At 57.9% G+C, this 20,101-nt stretch carries 23 protein-coding genes and 1 tRNA gene; 3 read left to right on the plus strand and 21 right to left on the minus strand.

Annotated elements, in window-relative coordinates; translation table 11 throughout:
- Positions 1 to 12: 12 nt before the first annotated feature.
- Positions 13 to 501 (plus strand): RDD family protein, encoded by a 489-nt coding sequence (locus AC3IP0_RS22380; RefSeq protein WP_489317035.1) that lies wholly within the window; start codon positions 13 to 15, stop codon positions 499 to 501.
- A 97-nt stretch (positions 502 to 598) separates the two neighbouring features.
- Here the strand turns inward: AC3IP0_RS22380 and nadA are convergent, their stop codons facing one another.
- The 18 genes from nadA to AC3IP0_RS22470 form a co-directional block, all read right to left on the minus strand.
- The gene (gene nadA / locus AC3IP0_RS22385) at positions 599 to 1,657 is read right to left on the minus strand and encodes a quinolinate synthase NadA (protein WP_007995624.1); all 1,059 of its coding nucleotides are present in this window, start codon (positions 1,655 to 1,657) and stop codon (positions 599 to 601) included.
- 270 nt (positions 1,658 to 1,927) lie between these two features.
- Positions 1,928 to 2,003, minus strand: a tRNA-Lys gene (locus AC3IP0_RS22390).
- Between the two features lie 63 nt (positions 2,004 to 2,066).
- Positions 2,067 to 2,759, minus strand: coding sequence for a 7-cyano-7-deazaguanine synthase QueC (queC, locus tag AC3IP0_RS22395; protein WP_489317036.1), 693 nt, complete (start codon positions 2,757 to 2,759; stop codon positions 2,067 to 2,069).
- Position 2,760: 1 nt separating this feature from the next.
- Positions 2,761 to 3,408 carry a 7-carboxy-7-deazaguanine synthase QueE gene (queE, locus tag AC3IP0_RS22400; protein ID WP_007995628.1) on the minus strand — a complete coding sequence of 216 codons (648 nt, stop codon included), beginning with the start codon at positions 3,406 to 3,408 and terminating at the stop codon, positions 2,761 to 2,763.
- Positions 3,409 to 3,574: 166 nt separating this feature from the next.
- Positions 3,575 to 4,411: a tol-pal system protein YbgF gene (ybgF, locus tag AC3IP0_RS22405; RefSeq protein ID WP_489317037.1), complete on the minus strand. Its 837-nt coding sequence runs from the start codon at positions 4,409 to 4,411 to the stop codon at positions 3,575 to 3,577.
- Between the two features lie 6 nt (positions 4,412 to 4,417).
- Positions 4,418 to 4,915, minus strand: a complete 498-nt coding sequence (gene pal / locus AC3IP0_RS22410; protein ID WP_003178634.1) for a peptidoglycan-associated lipoprotein Pal — start codon at positions 4,913 to 4,915, stop codon at positions 4,418 to 4,420.
- 52 nt (positions 4,916 to 4,967) lie between these two features.
- Positions 4,968 to 6,248, minus strand: coding sequence for a Tol-Pal system beta propeller repeat protein TolB (gene tolB, locus AC3IP0_RS22415; RefSeq protein ID WP_167362903.1), 1,281 nt, complete (start codon positions 6,246 to 6,248; stop codon positions 4,968 to 4,970).
- Positions 6,249 to 6,265: 17 nt separating this feature from the next.
- Complete coding sequence (gene tolA / locus AC3IP0_RS22420) at positions 6,266 to 7,345, minus strand: cell envelope integrity protein TolA (protein WP_150726711.1); 1,080 nt, start codon at positions 7,343 to 7,345, stop codon at positions 6,266 to 6,268.
- Positions 7,345 to 7,797, minus strand: coding sequence for a protein TolR (gene tolR / locus AC3IP0_RS22425; protein ID WP_162135951.1), 453 nt, complete (start codon positions 7,795 to 7,797; stop codon positions 7,345 to 7,347). The genes tolA and tolR overlap by 1 nt, the downstream gene beginning before the upstream one ends.
- 23 nt (positions 7,798 to 7,820) lie before the next feature.
- Positions 7,821 to 8,516, minus strand: coding sequence for a protein TolQ (gene tolQ, locus AC3IP0_RS22430; RefSeq protein WP_007897030.1), 696 nt, complete (start codon positions 8,514 to 8,516; stop codon positions 7,821 to 7,823).
- Entirely contained in the window at positions 8,506 to 8,973 is a 468-nt protein-coding gene (ybgC, locus tag AC3IP0_RS22435) for a tol-pal system-associated acyl-CoA thioesterase (protein WP_111279875.1), read from the minus strand. The genes tolQ and ybgC overlap by 11 nt, the downstream gene beginning before the upstream one ends.
- A gap of 127 nt (positions 8,974 to 9,100) precedes the next feature.
- Complete coding sequence (gene ruvB / locus AC3IP0_RS22440) at positions 9,101 to 10,162, minus strand: Holliday junction branch migration DNA helicase RuvB (RefSeq protein ID WP_008015800.1); 1,062 nt, start codon at positions 10,160 to 10,162, stop codon at positions 9,101 to 9,103.
- Positions 10,163 to 10,771, minus strand: coding sequence for a Holliday junction branch migration protein RuvA (gene ruvA / locus AC3IP0_RS22445; RefSeq protein WP_008052450.1), 609 nt, complete (start codon positions 10,769 to 10,771; stop codon positions 10,163 to 10,165). It lies immediately after the preceding gene.
- 114 nt (positions 10,772 to 10,885) lie between these two features.
- On the minus strand, positions 10,886 to 11,410 hold the full coding sequence (ruvC, locus tag AC3IP0_RS22450; protein ID WP_008015799.1) for a crossover junction endodeoxyribonuclease RuvC: 525 nt from the start codon (positions 11,408 to 11,410) through the stop codon (positions 10,886 to 10,888).
- Positions 11,411 to 11,568: 158 nt separating this feature from the next.
- Positions 11,569 to 12,315 carry a YebC/PmpR family DNA-binding transcriptional regulator gene (locus tag AC3IP0_RS22455; RefSeq protein ID WP_007995641.1) on the minus strand — a complete coding sequence of 249 codons (747 nt, stop codon included), beginning with the start codon at positions 12,313 to 12,315 and terminating at the stop codon, positions 11,569 to 11,571.
- A gap of 128 nt (positions 12,316 to 12,443) precedes the next feature.
- Positions 12,444 to 14,219, minus strand: coding sequence for an aspartate--tRNA ligase (gene aspS, locus AC3IP0_RS22460; RefSeq protein WP_007995642.1), 1,776 nt, complete (start codon positions 14,217 to 14,219; stop codon positions 12,444 to 12,446).
- A 121-nt stretch (positions 14,220 to 14,340) separates the two neighbouring features.
- Positions 14,341 to 14,562: an FmdB family zinc ribbon protein gene (locus AC3IP0_RS22465; protein ID WP_032829812.1), complete on the minus strand. Its 222-nt coding sequence runs from the start codon at positions 14,560 to 14,562 to the stop codon at positions 14,341 to 14,343.
- 136 nt (positions 14,563 to 14,698) lie between these two features.
- The gene (locus AC3IP0_RS22470) at positions 14,699 to 15,034 is read right to left on the minus strand and encodes a ribbon-helix-helix domain-containing protein (protein ID WP_489319815.1); all 336 of its coding nucleotides are present in this window, start codon (positions 15,032 to 15,034) and stop codon (positions 14,699 to 14,701) included.
- Positions 15,035 to 15,449: 415 nt separating this feature from the next.
- Between AC3IP0_RS22470 and AC3IP0_RS22475 the strand changes: the two genes are divergently transcribed.
- Positions 15,450 to 16,052 carry a cold-shock protein gene (locus AC3IP0_RS22475; protein ID WP_008052457.1) on the plus strand — a complete coding sequence of 201 codons (603 nt, stop codon included), beginning with the start codon at positions 15,450 to 15,452 and terminating at the stop codon, positions 16,050 to 16,052.
- Positions 16,053 to 16,116: 64 nt separating this feature from the next.
- Here AC3IP0_RS22475 and AC3IP0_RS22480 read toward each other — a convergent pair whose 3' ends face one another.
- Together AC3IP0_RS22480 and AC3IP0_RS22485 are read right to left on the minus strand one after the other, a co-directional pair.
- A complete protein-coding gene (locus AC3IP0_RS22480) occupies positions 16,117 to 16,323 on the minus strand; it encodes a SlyX family protein (RefSeq protein WP_008052459.1) in 207 nt (68 codons plus the stop codon).
- 3 nt (positions 16,324 to 16,326) lie between these two features.
- Positions 16,327 to 16,752 (minus strand): HIT domain-containing protein, encoded by a 426-nt coding sequence (locus AC3IP0_RS22485; RefSeq protein ID WP_489317039.1) that lies wholly within the window; start codon positions 16,750 to 16,752, stop codon positions 16,327 to 16,329.
- Positions 16,753 to 17,659: 907 nt separating this feature from the next.
- Between AC3IP0_RS22485 and AC3IP0_RS22490 the strand changes: the two genes are divergently transcribed.
- Positions 17,660 to 18,988: an OprD family porin gene (locus AC3IP0_RS22490; protein WP_007977342.1), complete on the plus strand. Its 1,329-nt coding sequence runs from the start codon at positions 17,660 to 17,662 to the stop codon at positions 18,986 to 18,988.
- 144 nt (positions 18,989 to 19,132) lie between these two features.
- Here AC3IP0_RS22490 and AC3IP0_RS22495 read toward each other — a convergent pair whose 3' ends face one another.
- Positions 19,133 to 19,972: a mechanosensitive ion channel family protein gene (locus AC3IP0_RS22495; RefSeq protein ID WP_489317040.1), complete on the minus strand. Its 840-nt coding sequence runs from the start codon at positions 19,970 to 19,972 to the stop codon at positions 19,133 to 19,135.
- Between the last annotated feature and the right edge of the window lie 129 nt (positions 19,973 to 20,101).

The following is a 20,101-nucleotide window of genomic DNA, read 5'->3' on the forward strand; positions in this document are numbered from 1 at the left end:
CGAGAGCCTGCCATGTCGAAACACCTGCTTACCCCCCAGGGCGACTTTCCTGCCGCTGGCCTGGGTCGTCGCCTGGCAGCCATGTTCTATGATTTCCTGTTGTGCACCGCCCTGCTGATCGTCACCAGCGGCATCTACAAGATGATCCAGATGGCGATCATCGGCGAAGAAAGGATGCGCACCCTGACCGAAGCCGGTGCGCTGGACGGCGATCCCCTGCTTTCCACAGTCCTGCTGTTCGTACTGTTCGGCTTCTTCGCCAAATTCTGGACCTGGTCCGGTCAGACGCTGGGCATGCAGGTCTGGTGCATCCGCGTGCAGAATGCCGATGGCACGTCCATCAGCCTGTGGCAGGCGCTGCTGCGCTTTGTGGTGTCGATTGCCTCGCTGCTTTGCGTTGGCCTGGGATTCTTCTGGTCGCTGTTCGACAAGCAGAAGCGCAGCTGGCATGACATCTACTCCAATACCGAACTGGTGCGGATTCCGAAGAAGACCAAGTAACGCCCACAAAAAAGATCGCAGCCTCCGGCAGCTCCTACAGGGTTTCGTTTACACCTGTAGGAGCTGCCGAAGGCTGCGATCTTTTGCTTTCTGGCCTTTAAGCGTTACCAGCCAGCTTCATCCGCGCAGCCTGAGTGAAATCAAGCATCCGCTTCAACGGGCGAATCGCCTGCGGAATCAGTGCCGGGTCGACAAAGATCTCGTTCGCCCCTTCCTTCAACGCCTTGAGCGTGCGCTCAAGGGTGTTCATGGCCATCCACGGGCAATGCGCACAACTGCGGCACGCCGCGCCGTTACCCGCCGTTGGGGCTTCGATAAAGACCTTGTCCGGGCACAACTGCTGCATCTTGTAGAAGATGCCGCGGTCGGTCGCAACGATCAGCGTCTTGTTCGGCAGGCTCTGTGCCGCCGCGATCAACTGACTGGTGGACCCCACGGCGTCCGCCAGTTCGATCACCGACGTCGGCGACTCGGGGTGCACCAGGATCGCCGCATCCGGGTACAGCGCCTTCATGTCTTCAAGCTGCTTGGACTTGAACTCTTCGTGAACAATGCAGGCACCGTCCCACAGCAACATGTCGGCACCGGTCTGGCGCTGGATGTAGGTCCCCAGGTGCTTGTCCGGGCCCCAGATGATGGTCTCGCCGTTGTCCATCAGGCTTTCGACGATTTCCAGCGCACAGCTTGAAGTCACCACCCAATCCGCTCGGGCCTTTACCGCAGCTGAAGTGTTGGCGTACACCACCACCGTGCGCTCCGGGTGTTGATCGCAGAACGCGGAAAATTCGTCCACCGGGCAACCCAGGTCGAGCGAACACGTCGCTTCGAGCGTCGGCATCAGCACGCGTTTTTCCGGGTTGAGGATCTTGGCGGTCTCACCCATGAACTTCACGCCGGCGACGACCACGGTCTTGGCCGGATGGGCGTTGCCGAAACGGGCCATTTCCAGCGAATCGGAAACACAGCCGCCCGTCTCTTCGGCCAGCGCCTGAATCACAGGGTCACAATAGAAGTGGGCCACCAGCACCGCGTCCTGAGCCTTGAGCTCGGCAGCGATGGCAGCACGGTAATAAGCCTCTTCATCGGCGGTCAGCGGCTTGGGCTGTTTGGCGTCGAGGTGGGCTTGAACCAGAAGGCGTTCGGAAATTTGCGTCATGTTCGCAAGACCTGCAGGCGCATTCGCGCGAAAGTCGAGTATACACCCGGCTCCGGACCCTTCGGGGTACCGCCGGGAAAGTGAGTATTGATCAGGCACGGACAGCGTTGAAGCTGCGCAAGGCTACAGAATATCCGACGGATGCAAAAGGTGATTCTGACCTGCGTCATACGCAGCAGCCCGCAGCGCGGCGGACTTGAATCGCGGGCAAAAAAAAACCCGGAAATCCTCACTTGCGTGGGCCTTCCGGATTTTCTAAACCGCCAAAAATGGTGGGTCGTGTGGGATTCGAACCTACGACCAATTGGTTAAAAGCCAACTGCTCTACCAACTGAGCTAACGACCCGCTGTGTGGTGGCGCGTATAATACTGATTTTTAAGGACTATTCAACACCTATTTTGAAATAAATCAAAAATAAGGGGTTGGATCGCTGATTCCGGCCGCCGCAAAGCCTTCCGCACGCAGTCGGCAGCTGTCGCACTTGCCGCACGCACGACCGTTATCGTCGGCCTGATAGCAGGAAACGGTCAGTCCGTAGTTCACGCCAAGCTTCACGCCCTCCTGGACGATCTGCGCCTTGCTGAGGTTTTGCAGCGGTGCCTGGATGCGGAAACCATTGCCTTCCACGCCGGCCTTGGTTGCCAGGTTGGCCATGCGCTCGAACGACTCGATGAACTCGGGACGGCAGTCCGGGTAACCGGAGTAATCCACCGCATTGACGCCGATGAAGATGTCCCGTGCGCCAAGTACCTCTGCCCAGCCCAGGGCCAGGGACAGGAACACCGTGTTACGCGCAGGCACGTACGTCACGGGAATGCCTTCACCCAGCTCCTCTGGAATATCGATGCTGCTGTCGGTCAGGGCCGAGCCGCCCATGCCGTTCAGGTTCAGGCCGATCACCTTGTGCTCGACCACACCCAGGTCCCGCGCCACACGCTCGGCGGCGTACAGTTCGGCGTGAGAGCGCTGACCGTAGTCGAAGCTCATGGTGTAGCAGCTGTAGCCTTCGGCGCGCGCCATGGCCACGACGGTCGCCGAGTCCAGGCCACCGGACAGCAGGATGACCGCACGTTTTTCAGCAGTATTGAGTTGTTCAGTCATTTCAGCGCCCCGGCTCGTCATTCCATAGATATTTATGCAGCTGCAATTGCAAACGCACTGGCAGGTTGTCCGCCACCACCCAGTCCGCCAGATCCCGGGCATTGAGATCATGGTGACTTGGCGAGAACAGGACTTCACCGGCACGCTGGTCAAGACCGTACTGGATCAGTTTGGAAACGGACCAGTCATAGTCCTCTCGCGAGCAGATGACAAACTTCACCTGATCGTTGGGCGTGAGCAGCTCGATGTTTTCGTAGCGATTGCGGTGTGCTTCCTTCGAACCCGGGGTTTTCAGGTCGACAACGCGACTGACCCGGGAATCTACTGCCGAGATATCGATGGAGCCACTGGTTTCCAGTGACACTTCGTAACCGGCGTCACACAAGCGCTTGAGCAAGGGAATGGCGTTGGGTTGCGCCAAGGGCTCGCCGCCCGTGACGCAGACGTATCGCGGACGGAAACCGGCGACCTGCTCGAGGATGTCGTCGAGCGTGCGAATGGTTCCGCCGGTGAACGCGTAGGCGCTGTCGCAGTATTGGCAACGCAGAGGGCAACCGGTCAGGCGCACAAAAACAGTGGGCAGGCCGGCAGTCCGCGTTTCACCCTGCAACGAGTAGAAAACTTCGGTGATTCTCAATGTGTCTTGCATAGTCGCCACGGGCGTAACAGCTAAACAGGCTGTCCGCCTCCGTCAGGCACTTGAAGGAACCCCGGCAAAGCGCAGGCCCCTAAAAGCGTGTTTCATAAAAAGGGCGTGAATTCTAACGAAAAAACCCGCGACAAGCGCGGGTTTCTTTGAAACGGGTCAAGCAGGCTTACATTTTTTGCAGATCGCGCTGGGCCAGCTGAGCGGCGGAAGTGCCCGGATATTGGGACACCACCTGCTGCAGAATGCCTTTGACCCGGTCGGTATGACCCAGGCGACGCTCTACATCAGCGAGCTTGTACAGCGAGTCCGGCACTTTGGCGTGCTTGGGATACAGCTGCGAAACCTTGGCAAATGCCTGACCTGCGCCTTGCAGATCGCCTTTGGCCAGGTTCACTTCGCCCAACCAGTATTGGGCGTTGCCCGCGTACTGGCTGTTCGGGTATTTGCGCAGGAAAGCGGCAAAAGCCTGGCTGGCCTTGTCGAAATCCTTGGCCTTGATCAGGTCGAAGGCAGCATCGTAATAGAGCTTTTCCTTCGCCGGATCCGCCGGTTCGCTACCCGCGGCAGGTGCTTGAGCGGCGGCTGCGCCAGCTGCCGCACCTGCTGCACCAGCGGCATTCAAATCACCACCGGTGGAAGAATTCTCAGGAGTCGCGGCTGGTGCAACGCCGGTTCCTATGCGCCGATCAAGATCCTGGTATCGCTCCAGGTTTTCCTGCTTCATGCGCGCTACATCATTTTGCAGAACTTCGATCGCACCTTGCTGGCGCTCGATCTGTTGCTGCATTGATTGCAGTTGGTTGAACAGCTCGCCCTGTGCCGAGACAGGGGCCGAAACCCCTCCCCCGGCATAGGCGCCGTTCGTACCGTAACCTGCAGGCGGATAACTGCTCCCGCTATTGTTATAGCCGGAGTCGTTATCGACCACAGGAACCGCAGCCCACACCGCAAGCGGCGCGAGGCTGAGAGCCAGAACAGTTACAGCACGACGGCACGTTCGCATGACGAATTACTTACGCAGTTCGACGCGACGGTTTTGAGCCCAGGACTGCTCGTCGTTGCCGGTAGCAACTGGACGCTCTTCGCCGTAGGAAACCAGTTCCAGCTGAGCTGGGGAAACACCTTGCAGTACCAGGTAGCGCTGAACGGCTTTCGCACGACGCTCGCCCAGTGCCATGTTGTACTCACGAGTACCACGTTCGTCGGTGTTGCCTTCCAGAACAACGCGAGCGCCGTTTGCTTTCAGGTCTTTGGCGTGAACGTCCAGAGCGCGCATGGCTTCTGGCTTCAGGTCCGAACTGTCGTATTCGAAGTAGAAAGTGGTGATAGCGCGCAGTGCAGCTTCTTCGCTCAGGGAGCCGTCAACTGCACCAGTGTTTGCGCCGTAACCAGCGTTTGGATCTACCGCGCCTTCACCGGCATTGTCGCCGCCTTTGGACGAGCAACCTACAGCTACAGCCATGGCCAGTGCCAGCGCAGCAAATTTACCAAACTTCAGCATTTCCATCGTGAAACTCCTAATGAACCCCAGTGTGTTAAGTACAACGTATAGCGCCGCGTCAGTTCAGGTAAGGGGACCAGGAAGGTTCTCTGACTTCGCCTTGTGCGGTAGGAAGCGGGAGCCTTACGCGTCCATTGATGGACACGAGCATCAAGACTCCCCGGCCCTGCTGGCGGGTGGCGTAGATTACCATGGTGCCGTTGGGCGCGACAGTAGGCGACTCGTCCAGAGTGCTATCAGTGAGGATTTTTACGCTACCGCGCTGCAAATCCTGGGCCGCCACCTTGAAATTGGTGAAGCCATCCTGACGGTGAATCATGACAAGCGTCTTTTCATCAGCCGAAAGTTTAGGGTTGGCGTTGTAGTTACCGACGAAAGTCACGCGTTCGGCACCGCCACCACCGGCACTGGTCTTGTAGATCTGCGGTTTGCCGCCACGGTCGGACGTGAAGTAGATGGTCGAGCCGTCCTTGCCCCAGAACGGTTCGGTGTTGATGCCAGGACCGTTGGTAACGCGGCTGATCTGACGCGAACCCAGGTTCATCACATAGATGTCCGGGTTGCCGTCTTTCGACAGTACGAATGCCAGGCGGTTGCCATCCGGTGACCAGGCTGGCGCACCGTTCAGGCCTTCGAAGTTGGTGATCTGCTCACGGCGACCGGTGTCGATGTTCTGCATGAAGATGCGTGGACGCTTCTGCTCGAAGGAGACATAAGCGATGCGCTTGCCATCCGGTGCGAAACGCGGCGACAGGATCGGCTCGCGCGACTGCAGCAGGGTCACGGCGCGAGCACCGTCGTAGTCCGAACGTTGCAGGGTGTATCGAGTGTTGTTCTCGGAGAAACGCTCGGCCGTTACGTACAGCAGGCGAGTCGAGAAGGCACCCTTGATACCCGTGAGCTTTTCGAACGACTGGTCGGAGATGTAGTGCGCCATGTCGCGCAACTGATCGACGCCGCCGGATACGCTGCCGGTCAGCACTTGCTGCTCGGTGGCCACGTTGAACAGTGCGTATTGCACCTGCAGGCGACCGCCCGCCGGCACAATGCTGCCGACCATGACGTACTGGGCACCCAGCGCCTTGAAGTCGCGGAAGATGATTTCGCTGGCCTGGCTCGGCTGGCTGATCATGTTCTGCTTTGGAAGCGGCGAGTAGTAACCCGAGTTGCGCAGGTCGTTACCGATGATTTCCGCCATATCGTCCGGCAGCACGCTACCGCCCTGGAAGCCGAACGGTACTACGGCGATCGGGGTCGCCCGATCGCTGCCACTGGTAACCAGAATGTTTTTCTCATCTGCCATCGCCATCCCTGCCATGCAGCAGATAACGACCAGCATTCCTCGAAGAAGGTTTCTCACAAGGCTAGATCCTCAGGTGTGAATGTCATCTTGAATGAACGATACGGAGCGAAATCACTCGGCTTCATTCCCTGCATTTCTGTCAAACGTCCAATATTCTTCACCGCTGCAACAGCCGAGGCGTCAAACGGACCGTCGCCACTGGACTTGGACACGTTGACCGAAGTCACCGTACCGTCCGGCAACATGCCGATTTGCAATACGACCGTCATGCCTTTGCGTGCCGAAGGTGGACGAGCCCAGCCTTCCGCTGCACGCGCACGAATCAGGTCATCGAAACTGCCGGCGACTTCGTCGCCCTGCTCATCGGCCAACGCCTGCTGACGCTGCGGCGTGTCGGAAAGCAAATCTGCCAAGGCCTGGGCCTTTTTGTCTTCGGCGGATTTACGTGCCGCGTCCTGCGATTTCTTCTTCGCAGCATCGGCAGCAGCTTTCTTCTTCGCTTCCTCGGCGACTTTCTTCTTCGCCTCTTCAGCTTCAGCTTTCTTCTTGGCGTCTTCCGCGGCTTTCTTCTTCGCGTCTTCGACGATCTTTTTCTTGGCTTCTTCAGCGGCCGCTTTCTTGGCCTCTTCTTCAGCAGCCTTCTTGGCTTCTTCTTCAGCTTTCTTCTTGGCTATATCAGCCAATTGTTTCTCTTCTGCCTTCTTGGCTTCCGCGGTTTTCTTCGCATCGTCGGCTTTCTTGGCTTCATCAGCCTTTTTCGCCTCGTCCGCTTTCTTCGCCTCGTCGGCCTTCTTGGCTTCTTCGGCCTTTTGAGCCGCCTCTTCTTTCTTTTGTTCCGCAGCCTTCACCGCTTCCTGCTCGACCTTTTTCTGTTCCATCTGCTCGACTTCGGTCTGACGCGCAGCAGATTTCTGCGCCTCACCGGCAATCTTCTGATTGGTCTGGGTGGTGGCCCGACTTTTCGATTTCAGCTGGTACAAGGTCGCCTGGACAATCGGCTTGGCCGGCGGCAGTTCCGGGGTAAAGGCAAAACTGACGAACAGCATGCCGAACACCAGCACGTGCAAGCCAATCGCCCAGACACTAGGCCAGAAGTAGCTTTCCGAGGCGGACGGCTCTCGCTGTTGCTGCATCAGGGCGCCTCGGTAATCAAGCCAACATTACCGACCCCGGCTTTCTGCAACCCGCCCATGGCGCCCATGACGGAGCCGTAATCGACACTCTTGTCGCCGCGGATGAAGACCTGGGTACGCTTGCCGCCTTCGTTGCCGACGCGAATGATCTTGGTCACCGCGTCAGTCATCTGCGGCAGGGTCATGGCCCGATCCTGCTGCTTTTCGGTGTCGACTTCGCTACCAAGGTTCCAGTAGTAGGTCTTGTCGGATTTGATGGAAATGGTCAGGACCTGGGTGTTGTTGTCCTGCGGCAAGGCTTCGCTGGAAACCTTGGGCAGATCAACTTTCACGCCCTGATTGAGCATCGGCGCGGTCACCATGAAGATGACCAGCAGCACCAACATCACGTCGATGTAAGGCACCACGTTCATCTCGGCGACCGGCTTGCGCTTTTTGCGAGCTCGAGCGATTAAAGCCATTGGAAATTACCTGCTTATTCTTCGCTGGTGTGCACTTTGCGGTGCAGGATCGCCTGGAACTCGTCGGCGAAGGTGTAGTAGCGGCCCAGCAGGGTTTCACTGCGCGCAGCAAAACGGTTGTAAGCGATAACGGCTGGAATGGCAGCGAACAGACCGATCGCGGTGGCAATCAGTGCTTCGGCGATACCCGGGGCCACAGTGGCCAGGGTCGCTTGCTGGGCGGTCGCCAGACCGCGGAAGGAGTTCATGATCCCCCAGACCGTACCGAACAGACCGATGTACGGGCTGACGGAACCAACGGTGGCCAGGAAAGGCAGGCTCTGCTCGAGCTTTTCTTCTTCGCGGGAAATGGCGACGCGCATGGCACGGGCCACGCCTTCCATGACCGCTTCCGGGTCAACGCCTGACTGCTGGCGCAGACGGGAGAACTCCTTGAAACCGGCACGGAAGATTTGCTCGACACCCGAATCAGGGTCCGGATTGCTGCCGGCCTGACGGTACAGCTTGGACAGGTCGATACCCGACCAGAAGCGCTCTTCGAAGCTCTCCAGGGCACGTCGACCGGCGCGCAGCAGGTTGCTGCGCTGAAAGATCATGATCCACGAGGTCACCGATGCGGCTACCAGGATCAGCATTACCAGTTGCACCACGATACTGGCATTGCTGACCAGGCTCCACATGGAGGAATGGTCGACGACGTTAGCTTCCACGCTTTATCTCCTGCTTTGAGTGTGTACCCGCGCCGCTCACGTCGGCAAAGGCCGCTCGTAGAGCTTCGGGAATGGCCCGGGGTTTCAAACTGTCGGTGCGCACACAGGCCACCAGAAACTGCCCTTCGCAGAGCAGTGCATTATCCGTTGCCCGCCTGACCTGCTGCTTGAAGCGAAGGCTGGCACGGTTCAATTCGATTACTTCAGCGCTTACCAGCAGTTCGTCATCCAGTCGCGCCGGCGCGTGGTAGCGCGCTTCGCTGGAATGCACGACGAACAACAGGTCCTCACCGGCAAGCGTGGATTGGGCAAAGCCCAGATCTCGTAGCCGCTCGGTTCGAGCCCGTTCCATAAACTTGAGGTAATTAACGTAATACACGATGCCCCCCGCATCGGTGTCCTCGTAATAAACGCGACAACGATGTGCGAAAGGCTCAAGCCCGTTTTGCGCGCGCATACTCTAGTGCTTACTCCTCAGGTTGCCAATCCGGCATGGCAACTGTTTTTCATTGTTCTGCGGCTTTCTCGTGAAAGTACGGTCCTGGGACCCTACATTGCCCGAAAAAATCAGAACGCAACGTTAATTAATCGTCAGCAGCATCGAGGAACTCGTCTACCACGGGCATTTCACCCAATCGTGACGGAATGTTTAAACCGAAATGCAGGTAGGCATGCCGCGTCACCACCCGCCCCCGAGGCGTGCGCATGATGTAGCCCTGCTGGATCAGATAAGGCTCCAGCACGTCTTCAATGGTGTGACGCTCTTCGCTGATGGCGGCGGCCAGGCTGTCGACCCCGACTGGCCCGCCGTCGAATTTCTCGATCATGGTCAACAACAGACGCCGGTCCTGGTGATCGAAGCCACGCTCGTCGACGTCCAGCAGGTTCAGCGCCAGGTCGGCAATCGGCTTGGTGATATGCCCCTTGGCGCGAACTTCGGCGAAGTCGCGCACCCGGCGCAGCAAACGGTTGGCGATTCGTGGGGTGCCACGGGCACGGCGGGCGATTTCGAAGGCGCCTTCCGGGTCCAGCGGCAAACCGAGGATGCTCGCCGAACGACTGACAATCGTCGACAAGTCGGCGTTATTGTAGAACTCAAGACGCTGAACGATGCCGAAACGGTCACGCAACGGGTTGGTGAGCATCCCCGCCCGCGTCGTTGCGCCCACCAGGGTGAACGGCGGCAGATCGAGCTTGATCGAACGCGCGGCCGGGCCTTCGCCGATCATGATGTCGAGCTGGAAATCCTCCATGGCCGGGTACAGCACCTCTTCAACGATGGGCGACAGGCGATGGATTTCGTCGATAAACAGCACATCGTGAGGCTCAAGGTTGGTCAACAGCGCCGCCAGGTCACCGGGGCGCTCCAGCACCGGCCCCGAGGTGCTCTTGATCGACACGCCCATCTCCTGGGCGATGATGTTGGCGAGGGTGGTCTTGCCCAGGCCGGGGGGGCCGAAGATCAGCGTGTGATCCAGGGATTCGTTACGACCGCGAGCGGCCTGAATGAACAACTCCATCTGCTCGCGAACGGTCGGCTGGCCAATGTATTCAGCCAGGCTGACCGGGCGAATCGCGCGGTCCTGGACTTCTTCGCGCTCACGCGGGCTGTGCGTGGCAGCGATCAGACGATCAGCTTCAATCACTTAGATCATTCCCTTCAAGGCGCGGCGGATCATGTCTTCACTGCTCAAATCTTTCTCCTTGATCGCAGACACCGCCTTGCTCGCTTCCTGGGGCTTGTAGCCCAGGGAAATCAAGGCGCTGACGGCGTCAGTCTCGGCAGTGTTCACCGGGGCCGGCCCATCCGGCTGGTTCGGCACCAGGGCGAACATGGCCGGTACGGTTTCCCAGGCCTTGAAGCGATCCTTGAGTTCCACCAGCAAGCGCTCGGCGGTTTTCTTGCCGACGCCCGGGACCTTGGTCAGCGCCGAAGTGTCCTGGGACTGTACGCAGCGAACCAGTTCGTCGACTTCCAGGCTCGACATCAAGGCCAGGGCCAGTTTCGGCCCGACGCCGTTGAGGCGGATCAATTCACGAAAAAAGTCGCGCTCACGCTTGCCGACAAAACCATAGAGTAACTGTGCGTCTTCGCGCACGACCAAATGGGTATGCAAGGTTAGCGGCTCACCGACCGACGGCAAGCGGTAAAGGGTCGTCATGGGCACTTCAAGTTCATAGCCCAGGCCATTTACATCCAGAATCAGATGGGGAGGCTGCTTCTCAGCCAGGGTGCCGCGCAAACGTCCAATCACGTTACAAATCCTTGAGCGTTGGCCAGCTCTTGGCCAGCGACTGATAGAGCGAGGGATTACCGCCGACAACACAGGCGGAACGCCCTCACTCCATAAAAATGATTGCTGATGCTATCAGAGACGCAGGCGCCCGCCACGACTGCGTGCAGCTCCCAGCCCATGGGGCAGCAGGCTGGAACGGGTATGAGCATGGCAGATGGCAATGGCCAGGGCGTCCGAGGCATCGATCTGCGGTTTGCTGGTGAGCTTGAGCATGTGCATGACCATCATTTGCACCTGCTCCTTGTTGGCCGCACCGGTGCCGACGACCGCCTGCTTGACCTGGGTTGCGGTGTATTCGGCAATTTCCAGGCTTTCCTCGGCCCCTGCCACGATCGCAGCGCCACGGGCCTGCCCCAGTTTCAGGGCGGAATCGGCGTTACGGGCCATGAACACCTTTTCGATCCCCATGGTCACCGGATGGTACGTCTGAATGATCTCCCGCACCCCGCGATAGACAATCTGCAGTCGCTCATGCAGTTCGCCGGCACCGGTGCGGATACAACCGGAGGCGACGTACTCACAGCCACGGCCGGTATCACGAACCACACCGTAACCGGTGATGCGCGAACCGGGGTCGATACCAAGAATTAAAGTCATAACGCCTGCAGGCTCAGTAAAAGCACGATATTCAATACAATGAATAACAAATGTGGGAGCGGGCTTGCTCGCGAAAGCGGTTTCATATTCAGCAACAATGTTGCCTGCAAATCCGCGTTCGCGAGCAAGCCCGCTCCCACATGGGACATTGTTGCCCTTTAGCCGAGCTGTGCAGCCACCGACTCCGGGATTTCCGCATTGGAATAGACGTTCTGCACGTCATCCAGGTCTTCGAGCATATCGATCAGCTTGAGGACTTTCTCGGCGCCCTCCAGATCAAGCTCGGCGCTGGTGGTCGGCAACATGACGATTTCCGCGTCGTCACCCTTGAAGCCCGCCGCTTCCAGTGCGTTACGCACGGAATAGAACCCGGCAAACGAGGTGAACACGTCGATCGAACCGTCTTCGTTGGTCACCACGTCATCGGCGTCGGCTTCCATGGCGGCTTCCATCAGCGCGTCTTCGTCAACGCCGGCAGCAAAGGAGATCTGCCCCTTGCGTTCGAACAGATAGGCCACCGAACCGTCAGTCCCCAGGTTGCCGCCGCACTTGCTGAACGCATGGCGAACAGCGGCCGCGGTACGGTTACGGTTGTCGGTCATGCATTCGACCATCACCGCCACGCCGCCCGGGCCGTAACCTTCGTAGGTCAGCTCGACCACGTCGTCGGTGTCGGCAGCGCCGGTACCGCGGGCGACAGCACGATCGATGATATCGCGGCTCATGTTCGCACCCAGGGCCTTGTCCAGGGCCAGGCGCAGACGCGGATTGGAGCCTGGATCACCCCCACCCTGACGGGCAGCGACGGTCAGCTCACGAATCCACTTGGTGAAGATCTTGCCCCTCTTGGCATCCTGACGTTCTTTGCGGTGCTTGATGTTCGCCCACTTGGAATGACCTGCCATAACTCGCTCCGAATTCTCTTTGAAACATTGCCCGCTGCGCTGTATTGCGCCGGCCGGCAAACAAAAATCTTGAACTGCTCTATCTATAAAGAAAGGGCGCATCCACAGATGCGCCCTTCAGGTCAGCCTTACTCGGCCTTAGGCGTTTCGCGCAGACGTATGTGCAGCTCGCGCAATGCCTTGGCATCCACCTGGCCCGGTGCCTGAGTCATGACATCTGCCGCGCTCTGGGTTTTCGGGAAGGCGATCACTTCACGGATCGACTGGGCGCCGGTCATCAGCATCACCAGACGGTCCAGGCCGAAGGCCAAGCCACCGTGCGGCGGCGCACCGTATTTCAGGGCGTCGAGCAGGAAGCCGAATTTCTCTTCCTGTTCTGCTTCGTTGATACCCAACAGACGGAATACCGACTGCTGCATCTCTTTACGGTGGATACGGATCGAACCGCCACCCAGTTCGGTACCGTTCAACACCATGTCGTAGGCACGGGACAGAGCGCCAGCCGGGTTGGCTTCCAGCTCTTGCGGGGTGCACTTCGGTGCGGTGAACGGGTGGTGCAAGGCGGTGAAGCTGCCGTCGTCGTTTTCTTCGAACATCGGGAAGTCGACGACCCACATTGGCGCCCACTTGCAGGTCAGCAGGTCCAGGTCGTGGCCGAGCTTGATCCGCAGCGCGCCCAGGGCTTCGCTGACGATCTTCGCCTTGTCGGCGCCGAAGAACACGATGTCGCCGTCGACCGCACCGACGCGATCGAGGATCACATTGAGGTTGTCTTCAGGGATGTTCTTCACGATTGGCGACTGCAGGCCTTCAACGCCCTTGGCGCGTTCGTTGACCTTGATGTACGCCAGGCCCTTGGCACCGTAGATGCCGACAAACTTGGTGTAGTCGTCGATCTGCTTGCGCGGCATGCTCGCGCCGCCAGGCACGCGCAGGGCGGCGATGCGGCATTTCGGGTCGTTGGCCGGGCCGCTGAACACCTTGAAGTCGACTTCCTTGAGCTGGTCGGCCACGTCCACCAGTTCCAGCGGGTTACGCAGGTCTGGCTTGTCGGAACCGTAGCGGCGCATGGCTTCTTCGAAGGTCATGTGCGGGAACTCGCCGAATTCCAGGCCCAGCACTTCCTTGAACAGGTTGCGGATCATTTGCTCGGTCAGACCCATGATCTCTTTTTCATCGAGGAAGCTGGTCTCGATGTCGATCTGGGTGAATTCCGGCTGGCGGTCGGCGCGCAGGTCTTCGTCACGGAAGCACTTGGCGATCTGGTAGTAACGGTCGAAGCCGGCCACCATCAGCAGTTGCTTGAACAGCTGCGGCGATTGCGGCAGGGCGAAGAACGAACCGGCGTGAGTACGGCTCGGCACCAGGTAGTCGCGCGCGCCTTCCGGGGTAGCACGGGTCAGGATCGGCGTCTCGACGTCGAGGAAGCCGTTTTCGTCCAGGAAGCGGCGGATGCTGGTGGTCATGCGCGAACGCAGACGCAGCTTCTCGGCCATTTCCGGGCGACGCAGGTCGAGGAAGCGATAGCGCAGGCGGGTTTCTTCGCCGACGTCGGAGAACTCGTTCAACGGGAACGGCGGGGTTTCCGATTCGTTCAGCACTTCCAGCTCGTAACCCAGGACTTCGATCATGCCCGACGCCATGTTGGCGTTGGTCGCACCGGCCGGACGCAAGCGAACCTTGCCGGTGATCTTCACAACGTACTCGCTGCGCACGCGATCGGCAGCGGCGAAGGTTTCAGCGCGGTCCGGATCGAACACGACCTGGGCCAGACCATCACGATCACGGATATCGAGGAAAATCACCCCACCGTGGTCACGGCGACGGTGAACCCATCCGCAAAGGGTAATTTCCTGGCCGTCCAGGCTTTCGTTCAGTTGGCCGCAATAATGGCTGCGCATCATGGTCGTGGTTTCACTTCTCGTAATTCGAAATTCGGTTGGAGGCCTTGGGCACATCCGCTACGGGATGATGCAAGAACCCACGCGTGTCGTTCAACTCAGGTCACAACTCAGGGGCCGGGCCTTAGTCAGCTTTGTCGCCGCCGGCCAGGTTCTTCTTGGAACCGGTCTTGAAATCGGTTTCGTACCAACCCGTGCCGCTGAGGCGGAAGCCCGGCATGGACAGCAACTTTTTAAGCTCTGGCGCCTGACAGGCAGGGCAGTCGACCAGCGGTGCATCGCTGATCTTTTGAATGGCTTCCAACTGATGACCACAGGAAGCACATTGATAATCGTACATCGGCATGGAGGTTGTCTCGGCGATCAGATTGCTACCGCACACGCAGGGTTTTGCGGCAAAGAGCGGGATTATATCCATTAAATGCGGCCTGTGCAGCCGTAAGACTGCACAGACCGACACTCTGCTGTTTTCGCCGTCCTGACTAGGACATGGCGATGCAACCCCCTTCCTTGAGACTGTGCACGACACAGACAACCCGCACCAATCCGCTGAAGTTCCTTACCCCGCCATGGCGCAAGTGAACTTCGCGATCCACATGAGATAACAGGTTATTGACCGAGCAACCGTTGACCCGGGCCATCTCCCCTAAAATATCCCAATAAACCTGCTCAAGCCGCAAACAGGTGGCGAAGCCATTCAATCGTACGGAGCGGGACAAGGGCTGGGCCAGTCCCATATCGAACTCGCGAACAAACGGATCAACCCTTACATCCTTGTGCGAACCGTATCGCCGCTCTTCCTGCCTTTCATAAACCATAACGCTGACACTCCTTTGCCATCCTGGTTTCTTTAAGCGCAACTGTTCTGTCGCCTTATAAAAACGCAGGTGCAAAGGTAATTTCCAGCCGACTTTATGACCCTCGACGTAGGATAAGCCAACAACTTTTGGCAGACCCTGGAGAACGTCCTACTCCGGACATTTTCCCACGCAGCGAAGCGATGTTCCCTTCAGAACCTGCGGCAATTCGCCCCCAAAAGAGCCGCCGGACGCCCTGATTTGAGTAGCCTGCGGCTTTGCTGTTAAATAGACAGCGTGTCGCCAGTGCCCATTTTTTCCGGGCACGGCGCATAGGCTGATACCGGGTACGTGTCCAACGCCTCTTTATTATCTTGAAGCGAACCGTGCGCCATCAGCTCTTCCTTGTGAGCTGTCTTAACGTGAGTTAATCAAAATGTTGAAAATCGTCCATCTGTTGATAGGCGCAGCGGCCTTGCTGCTGTCCTTCATCCCTAGCCTGCAATCCGAAGCCTTACCTTACCTGCAACAACCCGACGCACTGTACCTGGCCTTTTTCGGCCTGCTCAACCTTACGCTTGCACCAGTCATCCCTTACTGGAACAAAGGCCCGCGTCACCAACTGCAAAACCTGGTCAGCGCCCTGCTGGTGCTGAGCGTGGTCCTGCAAACCCTGACGCTGATCGCACCGATGCCCGTCATCGCCGGTCAACCCGCCGTATTGTTCAGCCTGGTCGCAGCCCTGATCGCCGTTGCCCTGCACCTGGGCATCAGCTTCTACAAGTCGTCACCAGCCGCCGCCTCGCCAAGCTATGACATGAGCAACCGCGATACCGGCACCGTCAAGTGGTTCAACACATCCAAAGGCTTCGGCTTCATCTCCCGCGACTCCGGCGACGATATCTTCGTCCACTTCCGGGCCATTCGCGGTGAAGGCCACCGTGTCCTGGTCGAAGGCCAGCGCGTGGAGTTCTCCGTCATGAATCGTGACAAGGGCCTGCAAGCCGAAGATGTGATCGCCGCACTGCCGCGCCGCTGATTCAAGGCTAAAAAAAACCGCGCACAGCCGAGCTGTCCGCGGTTTTTTCATGCCTGCGACGTGCTTAATAGTGCGGCGGCGGCGCTTCTTCTTCGAATGACTCGAACTGCCCGACCATTTCCTCCTGCCGCTTGAGCAGCGCAGCCATTTGCAACTGCAGGCGCTCGACCACCCGCTGCTGCGCCACCAGCACATCGTTCAACGCCTGGATGGTGTCATCCTGAAACGCCAGACGGCTTTCAAGCTCGGTAACGCGCTCTTCCAGGCTCATGGTTCAGCCCTCCAGAAACGTAAAATCATCGGTCAAAATCAAGCGCAAACGTTCGCGAATCGCGGCGATCTGCTCCGAACTGTAGGGTTTTGCCGGATGCTTACCCCAAACCGGCGCTGGCCAGGCAGCATCTTCGCGCTTGCGCACAATCACATGCATGTGCAACTGACTGACGACATTGCCCAGCGCCGCCACATTCAACTTGTCCGCATCGAACGCATCCTTGAGCACTTGCGACAGCGCAGTGGTTTCCTGCCAAAGCTGATGCTGCTCTGCGACATCCAACTGAAATATCTCGCTGATAGCCTCGCGACGAGGTACCAGGATGAACCAGGGATAGTTCGAATCGTTGGACAGCAGCAACCGGCAGAGCGGAAAGTCCCCGATCGGTAACGTGTCTTGTTGAAGTCGTGGATCTAAAGCGAACACTGCGCGTACTCCCGCCGGGTCATCATTTTCAGCTTAGCGCCCACCAAGAAGGACAGCGCACCAAGCGACCGGACGGCAGCATACCTGCGAACGGCGCAGGCTTCACGGCGAACCTTGCATCGAGGCCACGAGCGCCAGCAAAAAGCTGACAGCCGCCCCCGGATGGGACAATTTTCGCTGTCGCGCACTATTACAGAACCGAACGGCAAGCAAAAAACGCCGAAATGACTGATCAACAAGGAAAAGTTCGCTTCAGCCAAGCGACCGACAGAGATGAATTCAGTACAAGGCTTAAATTTTTTGCACCAAAACCGCACAGTGGGTCTACGCTGGGTGCTTCGACATCCGCCATTTACTCAGTGGTGGGGTGAACCGGTAACATTTCTGGTTGCCAGGCTGTTGATGAGAAGGGAGCAACATGATGTCAGGCAAGGCGTCAAGTCCAAACTAAAAGCGCTTGAACCCCCGGTTTTATGAGGTTTTTACAGCACTTGGCAGTCAATTAGAAAAAAAGCGTAACAAAACACGATTTTGTGCACGCTTGTTGCATTCATACCCAACATCGCCCGAGTGGCACCCGCTGGAAGCGGAGACCCTCAGGCAAAAAAAACAGTGGCAAGGTAGCCCGATGGAGATTCAAACGTTTCACCAGGACTCTTTTTACCGACGACAAGGCGCAAAAAACAGCATTAAAGTTGTCCGCCCGGTTGCGTCGGAGCTGGAAATTTGCGACATCTACCACGCTGTTTGCGACAGGGTCGTAAAGAAGGCGAAAGGTTAGATACGCAAGTATCGCCAACATTGTCGGCGTGATATAAGTTTGCGCCGACACAAAAAGAAAGAGCCGCCCAGATAATAAAACAGGTGGGACGGCAGTACTCTTCTAAAACCAAAGGAGCAAATCACGATGCGCGTGATGAAGTGGAGCATGATCGCACTGGCAGTTGCAGCAGCAGCCAGTACCCAATTGGCTACGGCCGCCCCTTTCGTAAGTGACCAGGCTGAAGCCAAAGGTATTGTTGAAGACAGCTCCTTGAACTTGCTGGTTCGCAACTACTACTTCAACCGTGACCGGAAAGATGGCGCAACCGACCAGAAAGACTGGACCCAAGGCATCTGGGGCAATTTCAGCTCCGGTTACACCCAAGGCCTGATCGGTGTTGGTGTTGATGCATTCGGTTACCTGGCAATCAAACTGGACGGCGGTGATGGCACCGGCGGCACCGGCAACATGAGCCGCGACGCCGATGGCGAAGTCAACGACAGCCAGGGCAAAGCCGGTGGCGCTGTTAAATTCCGCGTATCCAAAACCGAGCTGAAAGTCGGCGACATGCAGCCAAGCACCGCTCCGGTGTTTGCAGTTGGCGGCTCCCGTATCCTTCCTCAAACTGCCAGCGGCATCCAGCTGCAGAGCAGCGAAGTCAAAGACCTTGACCTCGAAGCCGGTCACTTCTACTCGGCGACCAGCCAGGACCGCAACGCCCGTGACGGCGGCCTGTTTGCAACCTACGCTGGCGTAGAAGCCAACTCCATCGACTACTTCGGTGGTAAATACGGCATCACCGACAACCTGTCGGCATCGCTGTATGGCGCCAAGCTGGAAGACATCTGGAACCAGTACTACGCCAACCTGAACTACACCATTCCGCTGGGTGGCGATGAGTCGCTGAACCTGGACGGTAACATCTACAACACCAAAGATACCGGTGACGCCAAAGCGGGCGAGATCAGCAACACCGCTTACTCCCTGGCAGCCGCTTTCTCGTTCATGAAAGCACACACCATCACCCTCGCCTTCCAGAAGGTTAACGGTGACACTCCGTTCGACTACATCGGCGTGGGTAAAAACAACCGCGGCGGCGACTCGATCTTCCTCGCCAACTCCATCCAGTACTCTGACTTCAACGCCCCTGGCGAGAAGTCGGCCCAGGTTCGTTACGACCTGAAAATGGCTGAGTACGGCGTTCCAGGTCTGAGCTTCATGACCCGTTACGTTAAAGGTTGGGACATCGACGGCACCAAAACTCCTGTAGGCAGCCCTTACGCTGGCCTGTATGGCGAAGACGGCAAGCACAACGAAACCAACTTCGAAGCCAAGTACGTTGTTCAGACTGGCCCGGCAAAAGATCTTTCCTTCCGTATTCGTCAAGCATGGCACTTCGCTAACGCTGACGAAGGTGAAGGCGACGTGAAAGAGTTCCGTTTCATCGTCGACTACCCGCTGTCGGTTTTGTAATCGCATCCAGTTAGTTTGCGGTAACAAAAAAAGGCCCATCTTCGGATGGGCCTTTTTTGTTGGCTGTCGCCTGACTGCTTTAACGACCTGCCCTTACAGAACATGCCTGACCAAAGAGTCAGACATTGTTCAAAGGCCCCGTCACTACACCGCGGATTCCTGAACCACACGAATAACCCGCTGTGGAAATGGAATATCGATGCCGGCCTCTCTCAGACGATCACGGGACAGTTCGTTGAACATGAACATCACGTCCCAGTAATCGGCAGTCTTTACCCAGACACGAAGCGAAAGTGTGATCGAACTGTCACCCAGGGTAGAAACAACTGCCTGTGGTTCCGGATCTGCCAATACCCGCGGGTCCTTGGCCAATTCCAGTAAAACTTCACGGGCCTTCTGCAAATCCGCTTCGTAATCCACACCGACATCAAACACGACCTTGCGGGTCGGCTGACGATTTGTGTTGGTGATGATGCCGTTCGACAGATTGCCGTTAGGCACGATGATGGTCTTGTTGTCACCAGTACGCAGCACAGTATGGAAAATCTGGATGCTGTCGACAGTACCGGCGATCCCCTGAGCCTCGATCCAGTCACCGATGCGAAATGGACGGAACAGCAAAATCAGCACGCCACCGGCGAAGTTCGCCAGGCTGCCCTGCAAGGCCAGGCCAATGGCCAGGCCTGCCGCACCAATCGCCGCCACAAACGAAGTGGTTTCCACGCCGATCATCGAGGCCACGCTGACGATCAGCAGGATCTTGAGGATGATGTTCGCCAGGCTGCTGATAAAGCCTTGCAGCGCCAGGTCGGCATTACGCAATGCAATCAGGCCGCCGAGCTTTTTCGTGACCTTGTTGATCAGCCACCAGCCGATGGCCAGGGTGATGACCGCCAGCAGTACACGGCTGCCGTATTCCATGATCATCGGGATCCAGGTTTGGGATACCTTGACCAGATTGTCTACCTCGGCATTTAAGTCCATCTACTCTCTCCTGTTTTCCGGCTACCCGGCATGCGTAAAAAAAGCGGCAGAAAGATCGAACCGCGACGGGCTCAATCGTTTCTGCCGTTGCTTGGATCTGCGACGTCGCAAACGCCAAGAGGTTCCCGC

This window comes from Pseudomonas sp. GL_103 (assembly GCF_057835175.1).